This is a genomic window from Coprococcus sp. OM04-5BH (assembly GCF_003482105.1).
Classification (GTDB): Bacteria; Bacillota; Clostridia; order Lachnospirales; family Lachnospiraceae; genus Coprococcus.
Window position 1 is genome coordinate 139998 of the sequence record NZ_QULM01000003.1, and the last position, 14452, is coordinate 154449.

At 42.6% G+C, this 14452-nt stretch carries 15 protein-coding genes; 14 read left to right on the forward strand and 1 reads right to left on the reverse strand.

Annotated features, from left to right (window positions below; translation table 11 throughout):
* The first annotated feature begins 18 nt into the window (after positions 1–18).
* The 10 genes from mtaB (at position 19) to DXB54_RS07910 (ending at position 8631) form a co-directional block, all read left to right on the forward strand.
* Complete coding sequence (mtaB, locus tag DXB54_RS07865) at positions 19–1353, forward strand: tRNA (N(6)-L-threonylcarbamoyladenosine(37)-C(2))-methylthiotransferase MtaB (RefSeq protein WP_118694812.1); 1335 nt, start codon at positions 19–21, stop codon at positions 1351–1353.
* A gap of 135 nt (positions 1354–1488) precedes the next feature.
* Positions 1489–1746 (forward strand): IreB family regulatory phosphoprotein, encoded by a 258-nt coding sequence (locus tag DXB54_RS07870; protein ID WP_021939236.1) that lies wholly within the window; start codon positions 1489–1491, stop codon positions 1744–1746.
* An 84-nt stretch (positions 1747–1830) separates the two neighbouring features.
* On the forward strand, positions 1831–2265 hold the full coding sequence (gene ruvX / locus DXB54_RS07875) for a Holliday junction resolvase RuvX (RefSeq protein WP_021939237.1): 435 nt from the start codon (positions 1831–1833) through the stop codon (positions 2263–2265).
* Positions 2266–2538 (forward strand): DUF1292 domain-containing protein, encoded by a 273-nt coding sequence (locus DXB54_RS07880; protein WP_021939238.1) that lies wholly within the window; start codon positions 2266–2268, stop codon positions 2536–2538.
* 2 nt (positions 2539–2540) lie between these two features.
* A complete protein-coding gene (locus DXB54_RS07885) occupies positions 2541–4205 on the forward strand; it encodes a ribonuclease J (protein WP_118694813.1) in 1665 nt (554 codons plus the stop codon).
* A 4-nt stretch (positions 4206–4209) separates the two neighbouring features.
* A complete protein-coding gene (locus DXB54_RS07890) occupies positions 4210–4539 on the forward strand; it encodes a YlbF family regulator (RefSeq protein WP_021939240.1) in 330 nt (109 codons plus the stop codon).
* A 61-nt stretch (positions 4540–4600) separates the two neighbouring features.
* Complete coding sequence (locus DXB54_RS07895; protein WP_021939241.1) at positions 4601–6100, forward strand: hypothetical protein; 1500 nt, start codon at positions 4601–4603, stop codon at positions 6098–6100.
* 154 nt (positions 6101–6254) lie between these two features.
* Positions 6255–6653 carry an endolytic transglycosylase MltG gene (locus DXB54_RS07900; protein WP_021939242.1) on the forward strand — a complete coding sequence of 133 codons (399 nt, stop codon included), beginning with the start codon at positions 6255–6257 and terminating at the stop codon, positions 6651–6653.
* 57 nt (positions 6654–6710) lie between these two features.
* Entirely contained in the window at positions 6711–7364 is a 654-nt protein-coding gene (locus tag DXB54_RS07905; RefSeq protein ID WP_118694814.1) for an O-methyltransferase, read from the forward strand.
* Positions 7351–8631: a peptidase U32 family protein gene (locus DXB54_RS07910; protein WP_118694815.1), complete on the forward strand. Its 1281-nt coding sequence runs from the start codon at positions 7351–7353 to the stop codon at positions 8629–8631. Before DXB54_RS07905 ends, DXB54_RS07910 begins: the two co-directional genes overlap by 14 nt.
* Before the next feature lie 14 nt (positions 8632–8645).
* Here DXB54_RS07910 and sigK read toward each other — a convergent pair whose 3' ends face one another.
* Complete coding sequence (gene sigK / locus DXB54_RS07915) at positions 8646–9278, reverse strand: RNA polymerase sporulation sigma factor SigK (protein ID WP_021939245.1); 633 nt, start codon at positions 9276–9278, stop codon at positions 8646–8648.
* 212 nt (positions 9279–9490) lie between these two features.
* Between sigK and DXB54_RS07920 the strand changes: the two genes are divergently transcribed.
* The 4 genes from DXB54_RS07920 (at position 9491) to DXB54_RS07935 (ending at position 14369) form a co-directional block, all read left to right on the forward strand.
* The gene (locus DXB54_RS07920) at positions 9491–11230 is read left to right on the forward strand and encodes a GspE/PulE family protein (RefSeq protein ID WP_021939246.1); all 1740 of its coding nucleotides are present in this window, start codon (positions 9491–9493) and stop codon (positions 11228–11230) included.
* A gap of 124 nt (positions 11231–11354) precedes the next feature.
* Positions 11355–12416 (forward strand): type IV pilus twitching motility protein PilT, encoded by a 1062-nt coding sequence (locus DXB54_RS07925; protein ID WP_021939247.1) that lies wholly within the window; start codon positions 11355–11357, stop codon positions 12414–12416.
* Between the two features lie 184 nt (positions 12417–12600).
* On the forward strand, positions 12601–13809 hold the full coding sequence (locus tag DXB54_RS07930; RefSeq protein WP_021939248.1) for a type II secretion system F family protein: 1209 nt from the start codon (positions 12601–12603) through the stop codon (positions 13807–13809).
* Positions 13810–13940: 131 nt separating this feature from the next.
* On the forward strand, positions 13941–14369 hold the full coding sequence (locus DXB54_RS07935) for a type II secretion system protein (RefSeq protein ID WP_118694816.1): 429 nt from the start codon (positions 13941–13943) through the stop codon (positions 14367–14369).
* The last annotated feature ends 83 nt before the right edge of the window (positions 14370–14452 follow it).

Sequence of the window (14452 nt, forward strand, 5' to 3'; positions counted from 1 at the left end):
TTTGGAAAGGTAAAAACTATGTTAAGTGGAAAGACTGTAGCTGCCTGTACACTGGGCTGCAAGACCAATCAGTATGAGACTGATGGAATGATAGAAATATTGAAAAAAATGGGAGCTTCGGTGGTGGATTTCGAGGATACTGCCGACGTATATCTTATAAATACATGCTCTGTAACCAATATGGCAGATAAAAAGTCCAGACAGATGATACATCGGGCAAGGAAGAATAATCCGAAAGCACTGGTCATAGCCTGCGGATGTTATGTCCAGGCTGAGAAGGAGAAGCTGTCTCAGGATAAGGACATAGATATAATAATAAGCAACAACAGAAAAAAAGATATAGGACACGTTATCGCAGAGTACTTTAACTCAGGAGAGACGGCCTGTTTCACAGATATTTCAAGAGAGAAGGAATTTGAAGAGCTGGATGTGAACAAGCCGGTATATCATACCAGAGCCTATGTGAAGATCCAGGATGGCTGTAACCAGTTCTGTACCTACTGCATAATACCTTATGTAAGAGGCAGGATAAGAAGCCGTAGTATGGATTCGGTTATTGATGAGATAAGCCGTCTTGCAGAGGCGGGTGTTAAAGAAGTGGTCCTTACAGGAATACATATTTCTTCTTATGGCAGAGATATGGATGGTGATACAGGTCTGGCTGACCTGGTAGAGAATATCTCAAAAATCGAAGGAATAGAGAGAATTCGTCTGGGATCCCTTGAACCGGGTATCATAACAGAAGAATTTGCCCACAGGATTAAGGCGGTAGACAAGCTCTGCCCGCACTTTCACCTGAGTCTCCAGAGTGGCTGCGATTCTGTGCTTAGACGCATGAACAGAAAGTATACCTGCAGTGAATACATGGAAAAATGTGAGCTCTTAAGAAAAGTGTACAAAAATCCAGCCATTACCACAGATGTAATAGTAGGCTTTCCGGGAGAGACAGAGGAAGAGTTTGAGTGTACAAGGAAATACCTTGAAGATATAAACTTATATGAAATGCATATATTCAAATATTCCCAGAGAAAGGGCACACCTGCGGCAACCATGCCTAACCAGGTGGATCCTTCGGTTAAGAACAGCAGAAGTGATGTGCTGCTTGCCATAAGCGAACATAACAAACATGCATATCAGGATCTGTTTGTGGGAACCACAGTTAAGGTGCTGGTGGAAGAATTGGTTGAGAAAAATGGCGAAGAATATATGAGAGGGCATACGGAGAGATACATGGATGTCCACATATCCACGGAAGGCATAACTGATCCTCAGAGCTTTAAGAACAGGATCGTAGAGGTAATGTACGAAAAGACAACCGCAGGAGAATATGTAGGAAAAATAAACCGTGGGTGAGATATAAGGTGTGATCTAAGTTCACAACATTTCATAATATACAATGTATACAATTAATGTAGTTGAATTTTCACCCTGTTTATATTAGAATGTATGGGAGAATGGACTGATGTCCGGAGAGAAGGACGTGAAGAGATGAAGAATGATAATACACAGCATATTGGACAGATAAAGGACAATACAATAGATGTTACTGATATTATCAGACAGGTGTATGAGGCACTTTCAGAGAAAGGATACAATCCTGTAAGCCAGCTTGTGGGATATATAATGAGTGGAGATCCTACTTATATCACAAGCTACAAGAACGCCAGAAGTCTCATAATGAAAGCGGAACGTGATGAGATAATAGAGGTGTTGTTCGAGGACTATATCAAGAATAATCTTGTGTAGCCTTACGGATTTGTATATATCAGATACACAAGAAAGGAGTGACCATCATAAAGCATCGGACAGATAAATGATGGTCGTGTTTTTATGCGCGTAATTGGTCTTGACTATGGTACTAAGACAGTGGGAGTGGCTGTAAGTGACGAGCTTATGCTCACTGCCCAGCCATACGAAACAATAGAAAGAAAATCTCCGGGAAAGCTCAGACAGACACTGGCGGAGATAGAGAGAGTCATAACTGAATATAACTGCGGACGTATTGTACTGGGATATCCCAAGAACATGAACAACACTGAGGGTGAGAGGGTCAGAGCCACAGAGGAGTTCAAGGAATCTCTTGAGAGAAGAACAGGTCTTGAGGTCATATTGTGGGATGAACGCCTTACCACAGTGGAGGCAGAGAGAATACTTATGGAGAGCGGCGTGAGACGCGAGAACAGAAAGCAGTATATTGACAAGATGGCTGCAGCAGTAATCCTGCAGAACTATCTTGATCGTGAGAAGAACAGAACGGAGAATTAGATGGACAACAATGCAATAATATTCACAACTGATGATGGAGAAGAAGTTACCTTTAATGTACTGGAACAGACCACTCTGGGAGGCGTGAACTATCTCCTTGTGGCGGAAGATACAGATGACGAAGAGGATGGATCTTTCCTTATCCTTAAAGAAGACAGAGAGGACGGCGGAGATGATATGGCTGAATTCTCCGTGGTTGAAGATGAGAGAGAGCTTCAGGCAGTTGCGAAGATTTTTAATGAATTGTTAGATGATTTGGATTTGGAGGTATAAAATTGAAAAAAGTAAATAAAAGAGCTGTGAAGATCATTCCCTTGGGCGGACTGGAACAGATCGGAATGAATATAACAGCTATAGAGTATGAAGACTCTATTATAGTCATTGACTGTGGTCTTGCATTTCCTGAGGATGACATGTTAGGTATAGATCTTGTAATACCTGATGTAACATACCTTAAGGAGAATGCAGATAAGGTTAAGGGACTTGTGGTTACCCATGGACATGAGGATCATATCGGAGCTATACCTTATATCGAGAAGGAACTCAATATGCCCATATACACTACGAAGCTTACCATGGGGCTTATTGAGAACAAATTAAAGGAACACAATCTTCTTAACAACACCAGGCGCAAGGTTGTTAAGTGCGGACAGACAATAAATCTTGGACAGTTCAGGATCGAATTTATCAAGACAAACCACTCAATAGCCGATTCAGTGGCACTTGCCATTTTCTCACCTGCCGGAATAATAATACACACAGGAGACTTTAAGATCGATTACACTCCTGTGTTTGGCGAGATGATAGACCTGCAGAGATTTGCAGAGTTAGGGAAGAAGGGCGTGCTTGCCCTCATGGCGGATTCTACAAATGCAGACAAGGAGGGCTTCACTCAGTCGGAGAAGACCGTGGGCAGAACCTTCGACAATCTCTTTAATGAGAATAAAGATCACAGGATAATAATCGCTACATTTGCATCGAATGTAGACCGTGTACAGCAGATAATCAATTCAGCTTACAAGTATGACCGTAAGGTCGTCATAGAGGGAAGAAGTATGGTTAATATAATCAATACCGCTTCCGAGCTTGGATATATAAATATACCTGACAGAACACTCATAGATATAAGTGAGATGAAGAGCTATCCTGACGAGAAGATAGTTCTTATCACCACAGGAAGCCAGGGAGAGAACATGGCTGCACTGTCAAGGATTGCGGCATCTATCCACAACAAGGTTGCCATAGTTCCGGGGGATGTGGTCATATTCAGCTCACATCCGATACCGGGAAATGAGAAGGCAGTGTTTAAGGTAATAAATGAGCTTGAGATGAAGGGGGCCAGAGTAATATTTGAGGATACCCATGTATCGGGACATGCCTGCAGAGAAGAACTTAAGCTTATATATGCACTTACGAAGCCTCAATATGCAATCCCTGTCCATGGAGAGTACAGACATCTTAAGAGACATGCGGAGCTTGCCAAGGAGATGGGTATTCCAAAGGAGAATATCAAGATCCTTAATACGGGAGATGTGTTAAGCGTAGGCGAGCATACATTTGAGGTGGTAGGAAAGGTTCCTGCCCAGGGAATATTCGTAGACGGACTTGGCGTAGGAGACGTAGGAAATATAGTGCTGCGAGACAGACAGATGCTGTCACAGAATGGTCTCATCATAGTTGTGGTAACACTGGATAAGTACAGCAACCAGATGATTGCCGGCCCTGATATTGTATCCCGTGGATTTGTGTATGTGAGAGAATCTGAGAATCTCATGGAGGACTGCAGGGTGGTAGTTGAGGAGGCACTTGAGAAGTGTCTCAGGAGAAATATAAGTGACTGGGGCAAGATCAAGACTACTATAAAGGATTCTCTTGGAGAGTTCCTGTGGAAGAGGACAAAGAGAAGCCCTATGATACTGCCTATAATTACAGAGGTGTAGAGCTATGAAGGATATAATGAAGGTTTCGGAAGAATTGAATAAGATGATCCTTGAATCCGATGTCTATACTATGTATATAAAGGCAAAGGAGAAGCTTATGGAGAGACCGGAGCTCCTTGACAGCGTGCGCCGCTTCAGACAGAGGAGCTATGATATACAGGAGAACTCCAATATAGATAATCCCTTTGATGAGATCAATAACCTTTCAAGGGAATATGATGAGGTGGTACATGATACTATAGTCAGTGAATACATCAGGGCGGAGCAGAGGTTCTGCAAGATGATGAACAGGATGTATGAGACCATTGCTGCGGATATAGATGTGGAATTGTAGGAAAAATGATATTAAACTACGGCTGCATAAGGAGCCTGGGCGGGACTTCCGGAGGACGAAGATGACAAAGAAGGATAAGTGGATTTCGTGGATCATGATCTTAGTTACATTTATATATATTGCGGTGATCTCTTATATTACGCCTTTGTCGTCCACGGATGATCTGAACTTCCTTATGATGAGCAGGAAGACTGACAGCACCATGCTTACAGAAGCATTGCATTATGGAAATGGCAGGCTCTTGGGGAATCTTACAGCTATGCTGTTGAGCAGGTATCTATGGCTCAGAACTATACTTAAACCTGCGGTTGTTGTCGGTATTATAGTCCTTTTATGGAAACTTCTTGATATAAATACAGTCGTGGGAAGATTTTTCATGACCCTTATGTTTTTGCTTATGCCTGCCTCACTGATGGCAGAGACGATTACATGGAACAGTGGATTCGCAAATTATGTTCCACCGGTTCTGGGGCTCCTTACCTGTGGGTGGCTTGTCTGCCGTATTGACGTTATAAGTTCTTCTACAACTACTTCCGAAGGCAGGAGAAGAAAGAACATAAAAAGAACAATAATGTTTACTGCTCTTGGCGTTACAGGCTTTGTTGGACAGTTGTTCGTGGAACACATAAGCCTTGTGGCTATTGCTATGTCCGGAGTACTTGTTATATGCATGAAGAAGAGGGGGAGAAGCATTACCGCCCCTGTGGTGTGGTTTGCTGTTGCCGTTGCAGGCATGTGTCTTATGACATTTATAAGCCTGCACTTTAAGGAATATGCATTTATTCCGGGATACAGACATGTGCCGAAAGATGTATCTACATTTATCGAATATGGATATATTAGTTTGTTTAGATTTACGATACCACTGCTTTCGCAGATGAGACTTTTTTGGGGGACGATTTTGATTGCAGCTTTACTTGTGACGGCAGGAAGTAGAAGAAAAACTGTACGGATTATTACTATGGAAATTGTGATTTTATTAAGTTCCATGGCAGATGGTTTTTCATTGGCGGGTATGGTGATTGAAAGTGTATTTATTGCAGGAATTACTGTACTGCTGGTTATGTTGATTGAAAGTGTTGATTGTGATACGAAATATAAACTTTTTTTTATCCTCCTATCTGGATATGCGGCTACATTTCCACTACAGTTTGTAAGACCATATGGCATAAGATGCATGATGTACCTGTATATGTGTGTATTTGCAGTTGTGGTGACGGCAGTTGACAGATGGCTAGGAAGGAACATGGGCAGATTGCAGATTAAGATAAAAAAAGGAATGGTAGTTTCGGTTGAGTATACTATTTGTTGCACGATGGCTTTGTTCTGTGTTATATATGACAGCTATGCTGTAAGAGAGCTGTTGAGACTTAGGGCTATAAACATTTATAATAAAAGCCAAATAGAACAGGGGATGAAAGAAAATTCGACTGCTATAACGATAAGAAGTGATGAATCTGTTTTTTTTCATGGTATTATTGGCAGCAATCTGGAGAATTACTATTATTACAGCAAGGCGGGGGACATACAGTTCGTTACGGAGGACTCAGATAAGCAGTGACATGGATGAGGTATGATTCGAATCAGCGGTAACTGTAAATACTTTACTTGATAAAACAATGAAACTGTGATATACATTTTATAGAATTGTTGAATTTGTTTGTAAAGATTTTGCAGATTATATCAATTGATATTTCAAGGTTAGGAGATTGATTATGGCATTTGACGGAGCTAAGAGTACAAAGAGAATATTCAGGATGGTTGTCAGATGGATCATAAATATTGTGATCGTGCTGATACTGGTGAAGGCGTTTTCATTTTCCTTTGATTTTATGTATAATGTTTTTTCTTCCGGTGCAAAAAATCCAAGTGATACAAAGGTTCTGACAGTAACCGTTAAGGATGATTCATCGACTTCGGATGTGTGTGCAGCTCTTGAGGATGCAGGAGTTATAAATAATAAATATGCCTTTGTTGTTAAGCTGTGGCTGGATAAGGCGAGTATTAAGCCGGGAGTATATGAGGTATCCCCGAGCTATGGAGCCAAGAAACTTGTCAGTATAATCACGGGTAATGGAGATCCGGATGCCACGGCGACCAAGAGTAGCAAATAGAAAGTATGGCACGCTGTCACTGTGTGGGTCGTGCCGGTAGTGTGAGGAAAGCAGAATATGATAACTGATGAGAGAATTGCGTCATATATAGATTCATTTAATAAAGATTATGCCCCGATCATTATGAGCATCAGGCGGGAAGCAGAAGAGAATGGTGTGCCTATAATTAGAAAGGAAGCCGGGGAATTTATAAAGCTTTTAATGCTTATGAATAAACCGGAGAATATACTTGAGATAGGGGCAGCAGTTGGCTTTTCTGCTATTTTTATGAGCAGGTTTCTGCCACCCGGAGGTCATATAACAACTATAGAAAATTACGAACCCAGGATAAAGGCGGCAAGAGAGAATATAAAGCGGGTACAGGCAGAAGACCTTATAACCCTTATTGAGGGGGATGCCACAGAGGAGCTTAAGAAGCTTTCACCGGGATATGATTTTATATTCATGGACGCTGCCAAGGGACAGTATGGATTATTCTTTGAAGAAGCTATAGGACTTTTGAAGCCCGGTGGAGTGCTCCTTTGCGATAATGTGCTGCAGGATGGTGATGTTTTGGAGAGCAGGTTCGCTGTGACCAGGAGAAACAGGACCATACACAGCAGGATGAGGGAATATCTGTATGCCCTGAAGCATAATGCCGGACTTGAAACCGCCATATTGAATATCGGCGATGGAATGTCCTTAAGTATAAAGAAAAATGAAAAATGGTGATGACATGGAGAACAAGAGAAAGAGAAATAAAGTAGAACTTCTGCTTCCGGCGGGGAATCTTGAAACCCTAAAGGTAGCAATCAGATATGGCGCTGATGCAGTATATATAGGCGGACAGGCATATGGTCTTAGAGCGAAAGCAGATAACTTCAGTATAGAGGATATGAAGGCGGCAGCAGAGTATGCCCATGCCCATGGAAAGAAGGTATATCTCACAGCAAACATATATGCCCATAATTATGATATTGAGGGGGTCAGGAAATATTTTGCCCAGGTGAAGGATACAGGCATTGACGCAGTTCTTGTGTCTGATCCGGGAATGTTTATGCTGGCAAGGGAGGTTATGCCTGATATGGAGCTTCATATCAGTACCCAGGCCAATAATACCAATTATCTCACTTTTCAGTTCTGGAATAAGATGGGAGCAAAAAGAGTGGTTACCGCAAGGGAGCTGTCTCTTAAAGAGATAGGCGAGATCAGGGATAACATACCTGATGATATGGAGATAGAGTCGTTTATACACGGAGCTATGTGCATATCCTATTCCGGAAGGTGCCTGCTCAGTAATTATTTCACAGGACGTGACGCCAACAGAGGCGCCTGCACCCATCCTTGCAGATGGAAGTATCACATTGTGGAGGAGACCAGACCGGGGGAGTATCTTCCTGTGAATGAAGACGAGAGGGGAACCTATATATTCAATTCCAAGGATCTGTGCATGATAGAGCATGTGCCGGAGATGATAGAAGCAGGTATCGACAGCTTCAAGATAGAGGGCAGGATGAAGACTGCGTTATATGTGGCTGCTGTAGCAAGAACCTATAGAAAGGCAATAGATGATTATCTCGAGTCTGAGGAGAAGTACAGGGCGAATCTGGACTATTACAGGACAGAGATAGCAAAATGTACCTACAGGCAGTTCACCACAGGCTTTTATTTTGGTAAGCCGGATGAAACTGCCCAGATATACGATTCCAACACATATCTTAAGAACTGCACCTATATAGGCAACGTGGAACATGTTACAGAGGATGGCATGGCATGCTTTGAACAGAAGAATAAGTTCAGTGTAGGTGAGAATATAGAATGTATGGATTTTGACGGAACCAATATAAATGGCACCGTGGAAGCAATATACGATATTGACGGCAATCCTATGGAAGCGGCACCTCATCCGAAACAGCCCCTTAAGGTTAAGTTCAGCTGCGATGTAAAACCCGGCATGATACTCAGAAGAGTTGAGGATGTGGATAACAGCGTGCGGTAATTAGGGTCGGCAGGTCAGGATGTAGCATTATCAAGAGCTCTGGCAAGTTTTTTCAGGGCTCTTTTTTCTATTCTTGATATATATGATCTTGATATTCCCATTATCTCTGCTACCTGCTTCTGGGTCATGGGCTCTTTGTCCGGTATGCCGTATCTCATGTGTATGATCTGCTTTTCCTTAGGAGACAGGGAGTCTTCTATGCAGCTTTCGAGATTCTGTAACTGGAAATCCTCTATCATCTGTTCTATGGTACTGACATGGTTGCACATTATAACGTCCATAAGATTTATTTCGTTGCCTTCCTTGTCCGTGCCTATGGGTTCATATATGGATATCTCCCTGGAGCATTTCTTCTCCCGGCGCAACATCATAAGGATCTCGTTCTCGATACATCTGGCGGCATAGGTGGCAAAACGGTTGCTTTTTTCGTAGTCGAAGGAATTGCATGCCTTGATGAGACCTATAGTTCCCATGGAGATAAGATCTTCACTGTTTCTTGTGGGTGCGGAGTATTTCTTGGATATGTGTGCCACAAGGCGCATGTTGGCTTCGATGAGGGTGCTCCTGGCGGCAGAATCCCCGGATCTTACCTTCGTCAGAATGAGGGCCTCCTCCTCTTTGGTCAGTGGTTTTCTGAATGCCTTCACAATAATTTACTCCGGCTTTTTATATTATATTATGAGAAAACCCGGTAAATAGTGCATAATCATCAAGAAAAAAATACAAATTGTGACAAGCATATGGAAATATGCAAAAAAAACATATAAAAAAATATACAAAATGTTTAAATTTGAAATATAGTGTGATATAATGACCCAATAGGAAATTGTACAAAATTAATAGGAGGGGATGTACAGATATGCGATTAGGAATGGGACGTAAGAAGATAAGGATAGGCGATGTCCTTATTGCGGCAGGTGCCATAACAGAGGAACAGCTTCAGGAGGCTCTCGATTACCAGAAGGAGAATGGCGGCAAGCTTGGTAATGTGCTTGTGGAACTGGGGTTCATAAGTGACCAGATCCTTATTACACTGCTTACACAGCAGTTGGGAATTGATTACATAAGTCTTAAGGGAGCCAAAATAGAGGACAGCGTTGTTCATCTCGTTCCGGAACCGATGATAGCCAAGTACAGGGTAATGCCTGTTGAGATCGATCCGGATAATCCTAATATTCTTAAGGTTGCCATGTCAGATCCTCAGGATCTTGATGCTATTGATGATATAAGCCTTGTTACGAACCTTCAGGTAGAACCGATGCTTGCCAATGAATCGGATATCAACGATGCTATAGGTAAGTACTACGGCAGCGCCCAGGCTATGGAGGCAGCGGAACAGTACAAGAAGGAACAGGCTGTTTCACTTGGACCTGATGAGAATGAAGAGGGGAACGAAGATATTGATAATTCACCTATCGTTCTTCTTGTTAAGCAGATTATTGAAGGCGGAGTGAGACAGAGGGCATCAGATATACATATAGAGGCTCTTGAGACCGGAGTCCGTGTAAGATACAGGATAGATGGTGCTTTAAAGCAGGTTATGAGCTACGACCTGAGTATCCTTCCGGGTATCACAGCCCGTATCAAGATCATCGGCGGTATGGATATTGCCGAGAAGAGAAAACCTCAGGACGGCCGTATCACCATTATGGTAGACCGTAAGGAGTTTGATGTCCGTGTATCTATTCTTCCTACAGTGTTCGGAGAGAAGACGGTTATGAGACTTACCTCCAAGGACGGACTTACAAAGCCTAAGAGCGGACTTGGTTTCGATGAAGAACAGCTTAAGGTGTTTGACGGAATATTGAGCAACCCACATGGTATCATCCTGGTAACAGGACCTACAGGTTCAGGTAAGTCAACAACACTGTACACATCCTTAAGTGAATTGAATAAAGAAGATGTTAATATTATTACAGTAGAAGACCCTGTCGAGGCTAATATAAACGGTATCAACCAGGTGCAGGTTAATGTTAAGGCAGAGATGACCTTCGCGGCAGCCTTAAGATCTATCCTTCGTCAGGATCCGGATATCATCATGATAGGAGAGATTCGAGACGGTGAGACAGCCAACATAGCAGTTCAGGCGGCTATCACCGGACACCTTGTTGTATCCACACTCCATACAAACTCGGCAGCCTCCACCATTACCCGTCTTGTAGATATGGGGATCGAGGATTACATTGTTGGTGATGCGGTTGTTGGTGTTATTGCCCAGCGACTTGTAAGACGTCTGTGCACAAACTGTAAGCAGCCTAGATATGTAGAAGACGAAGAGAGACAGCTCCTCGGTGTTCCTGAGGATGAGGAGGATGTCATCGTGTATGAGCCGGTAGGATGTCCGCTCTGTAACGATACAGGTTATTCAGGACGAATAGGTGTGTATGAGATGATGCCTGTATCAAGAAGTCTTCAGGCCATCATCGCCTCAGGCGCAACTGCAGATAAGATAGAAAAGCAGGCACTTAAGGAAGGTATGCTGACACTTAGAATGGGTGCGGCGAAGCACGTACTTAACGGTATCACATCTATTGCAGAGATGAAGAAGATAGTACATACAACTCAGGTCGATCTTGATCTTGAGACAACAGATAGATAACGAATCTGACGAACGAAAGAAGGAAACATCGGCCTACTGCCCTTTGGGTGACGATGTTTCTTACAGGGTTCGGGGGAGATAAATTGAAATTATTAACGCATAAATGAAAGGATGGACGAAAACAATGTTAGACATGAAAGAGTTACTGGCATTCTCGGTAGAAGCCAAAGCATCTGACGTTCATATCGCAGTAGGTATTCCGCCTAAGCTTCGTATTAACGGTAAGCTTACAGAGGTAGAGGTTCCACCGCTTACTCCTGCTGACGCAGCAGAGGCTATCGGTGCTACTATGAAGGACAGACATGTAGCAATACTTAAGGACAGAGGAGAAGTGGACTTCTCATTCGATTCACCTGAGACCGGCCGTTTCCGTGTGAATGTATTCATGGACAGAGGAAACATGGCAGCAGCCTACAGACGAGTTGAGACCCAGATCCCAAGACCGGATCAGCTTGGTATTCCAAGAGAGGTAGTTGATCTGTACAAGAGAAAGAGAGGACTTGTTCTTGTAACAGGACCTACAGGTTCAGGCAAGTCAACAACCCTTGCTTCTATTATAAATAAGGCGAATGAGAACCTTACGGATCATATCATCACACTGGAGGATCCTATAGAGTATATACATCATCACAACAAGGCTATTGTGAATCAGCGAGAAGTGGGAATGGATACATTAAGCTATGCTAATGCACTTCGTGCAGCCCTCCGAGAAGATCCTGATATCATCTTGGTAGGAGAGATGAGAGACCTGGAGACTATCTCAACAGCCATCACAGCGGCTGAGACAGGACACCTGGTTTTCTCAACACTTCATACAATAGGTGCAGCCAGTACTATCGATAGAATTATAGATATCTTCCCTACAAACCAGCAGCAGCAGGTAAGAGTACAGCTCGCCATGGTTCTTGAGGGAGTTATATCACAGTCACTGCTTCCTATAGCGTCAGGAAACGGACGAGTAGCAGCTTTCGAGGTAATGCTTGCGTCACCTGCCATAAGAAGCTTGATCCGTGAAGCCAAGACCCATCAGATACAGTCGACCATACAGACCAGCAGGCAGCAGGGTATGATCACCATGGATGACGCGTTATATGACCTGTTCTCGGCAGGAACTATAACAAGAGAGATGGCACTGACCTATGCACAGGATCAGCAGTATCTCAGAAAGAAGATCAATGGTCAGTAAAATATACAAAACACTTAAGCAAAATACACAAAAAGTTCATAATTTCCAATTAAATATTGATTAACATTGCTGTTTATAGTATTATCAATATATTAACATAAGTAGATTGCGTTATTTTGCACCCTTAAGAGGGAGAATTTAAGCGGTTGAAAGTAAAAAATATGATTGGGTCGGAGGAGAGACAATGGCAACATTTAATTACAAAGTTGTTGACAGAGATGGTAAGAATAAAAAGGGTACCATCGAAGCCTCTAACAGGGACGGCGCAGAGAAGAAGCTGAAGGCCGATGGCTATACCATCATGAGCCTTACAGAACAGAGCAGTCCGTTGGCTGGGGGATTTTTTAAGAAAAAAGTAAAATCAAAAGACCTTGCAGTATTCTGCAAGCAGTTCTCGTCTGTAATAAGAGCTGGTGTTACCATTATATCAGCCCTGGAGCTCATGGGAGACCAGATTGAGAACCCTACACTCAGAAAGGCTATCATGGATGCCAAGACATATGTTGAAAAGGGTGGTACACTTTCAGATGCCATGAGGATCAATCCATCGATATTCCCGCCTATTATGATCAACATGGTGGCGGCCGGTGAGATGTCAGGTAACCTTGAGGTGTGTCTTGACAGACTTACAGAGCACTTCGAGAAGGATAATGCTCTTGCATCAAAGATCAAGGGTGCCATGACATATCCTATCGTGGTATTTATAGTAATGATTGCAGTAGTAATCGTAGTTATGGTAATGGTTATTCCTAACTTCACAAGTATGTTTGAGGAGATGGGAACAGATCTTCCGCTTGCTACAAGGATAATGGTTGCATTATCGGATTTTATTATACATAAGTGGTGGCTGCTCATTATCATTGTTGCGGCTATAGTAGTTGGAGTTAAGGCGTTTAAGAGAAGCCCGGTAGGTGAGCAGCTTTTTGCCAATATCGGACTTAAGGCACCTATCTTCGGTAACCTTAACATCAAGTCGGCATGTTCAAGATTTGCAAGAACAATGAGCACACTGATGGCGTCAGGTATCTCGATGATCGATGCAGTAGAACAGGTTGCCAAGATGATGGATAACAAGATCATCAGAGACGGCTTATTAGACGCTAAGACACAGGTTGCAAAGGGTGTTCCTCTTTCAAAGCCTCTTAAAGATATGGAGATGCTTCCACCAATGCTCTCAGCCATGACTAAGATTGGTGAGGAGACAGGCGATATCGAGGAGATGCTTTCAAAGGTTGCCGATTACTATGACGAGGAAGTTGAAGCAGCAACTAATGCTCTTACAGCAGCCATGGAGCCAATGATCATGGTTGTACTTGCACTTATCGTAGGTATGATCGTTGCAGCTGTATACGGACCTATCATGAGCATGTACAATGCCCTTGATGGAGTATAAGATCAAGAACGTAATAATAAAACTTTAAAAATGTTTAATCCCGATATTACGAGGGTATCGGTATTAATAAATGTGCCGGAGGCACAGACAAAACAACAAAGAATATATTAATTAAAAAGGAGAGAATTATTATGAAGAACAATAAAGGTTTCTCATTAGTAGAGTTAATTATCGTTATTGCTATTATGGCAATACTTGCAGGTGCTCTTGCTCCAGCTCTTATTAAGTACATTAACAAGTCAAGAAAGTCAACAGATATCTCAAACGGTGACCTTATCGCTAAGGCTGTAACAACAGCTCTTGCTGAGGAGGCTGGTTTCGAGGCTTGTACAAAGACATCTTACTCATCAACAGAGCTTTGCTCAGATGGAAATGCATTCACAGATGAGACACACTCAACACTTGGTGCTGCAAGCATGAAGGTTAAGTATGGTAACAGCAAGGGTAAGGATTTCACAATCGAAGTTGACAAGGCTAACAACAAGTGTATAGTTTACGCTAACCCAACAAAGAATGCTGACGATCAGGTATATCCAGAGCAGGGTAAGAACTACAAGTAAGATATAAGCCTGAATGTACAAAACATTCCCTCCGGGGAATGTTTGTAAGTCACATCTACAGATGTGATATCAGAGACTTAGAA

Excerpts from the sequence above, each read along its gene's own strand:
- mtaB (WP_118694812.1), top strand. The coding sequence starts at position 19 with ATGTTAAGTGGAAAGACTGTAGCTGCCTGTACACTGGGCTGCAAGACC.
- DXB54_RS07870 (WP_021939236.1), top strand. The coding sequence starts at position 1,489 with ATGAAGAATGATAATACACAGCATATTGGACAGATAAAGGACAATACA.
- ruvX (WP_021939237.1), top strand. The coding sequence starts at position 1,831 with ATGCGCGTAATTGGTCTTGACTATGGTACTAAGACAGTGGGAGTGGCT.
- DXB54_RS07880 (WP_021939238.1), top strand. The coding sequence starts at position 2,266 with ATGGACAACAATGCAATAATATTCACAACTGATGATGGAGAAGAAGTT.
- DXB54_RS07890 (WP_021939240.1), top strand. The coding sequence starts at position 4,210 with ATGAAGGATATAATGAAGGTTTCGGAAGAATTGAATAAGATGATCCTT.
- DXB54_RS07895 (WP_021939241.1), top strand. The coding sequence starts at position 4,601 with ATGACAAAGAAGGATAAGTGGATTTCGTGGATCATGATCTTAGTTACA.
- DXB54_RS07900 (WP_021939242.1), top strand. The coding sequence starts at position 6,255 with ATGGCATTTGACGGAGCTAAGAGTACAAAGAGAATATTCAGGATGGTT.
- DXB54_RS07905 (WP_118694814.1), top strand. The coding sequence starts at position 6,711 with ATGATAACTGATGAGAGAATTGCGTCATATATAGATTCATTTAATAAA.
- DXB54_RS07910 (WP_118694815.1), top strand. The coding sequence starts at position 7,351 with ATGAAAAATGGTGATGACATGGAGAACAAGAGAAAGAGAAATAAAGTA.
- DXB54_RS07920 (WP_021939246.1), top strand. The coding sequence starts at position 9,491 with ATGCGATTAGGAATGGGACGTAAGAAGATAAGGATAGGCGATGTCCTT.
- DXB54_RS07925 (WP_021939247.1), top strand. The coding sequence starts at position 11,355 with ATGTTAGACATGAAAGAGTTACTGGCATTCTCGGTAGAAGCCAAAGCA.
- DXB54_RS07930 (WP_021939248.1), top strand. The coding sequence starts at position 12,601 with ATGGCAACATTTAATTACAAAGTTGTTGACAGAGATGGTAAGAATAAA.
- DXB54_RS07935 (WP_118694816.1), top strand. The coding sequence starts at position 13,941 with ATGAAGAACAATAAAGGTTTCTCATTAGTAGAGTTAATTATCGTTATT.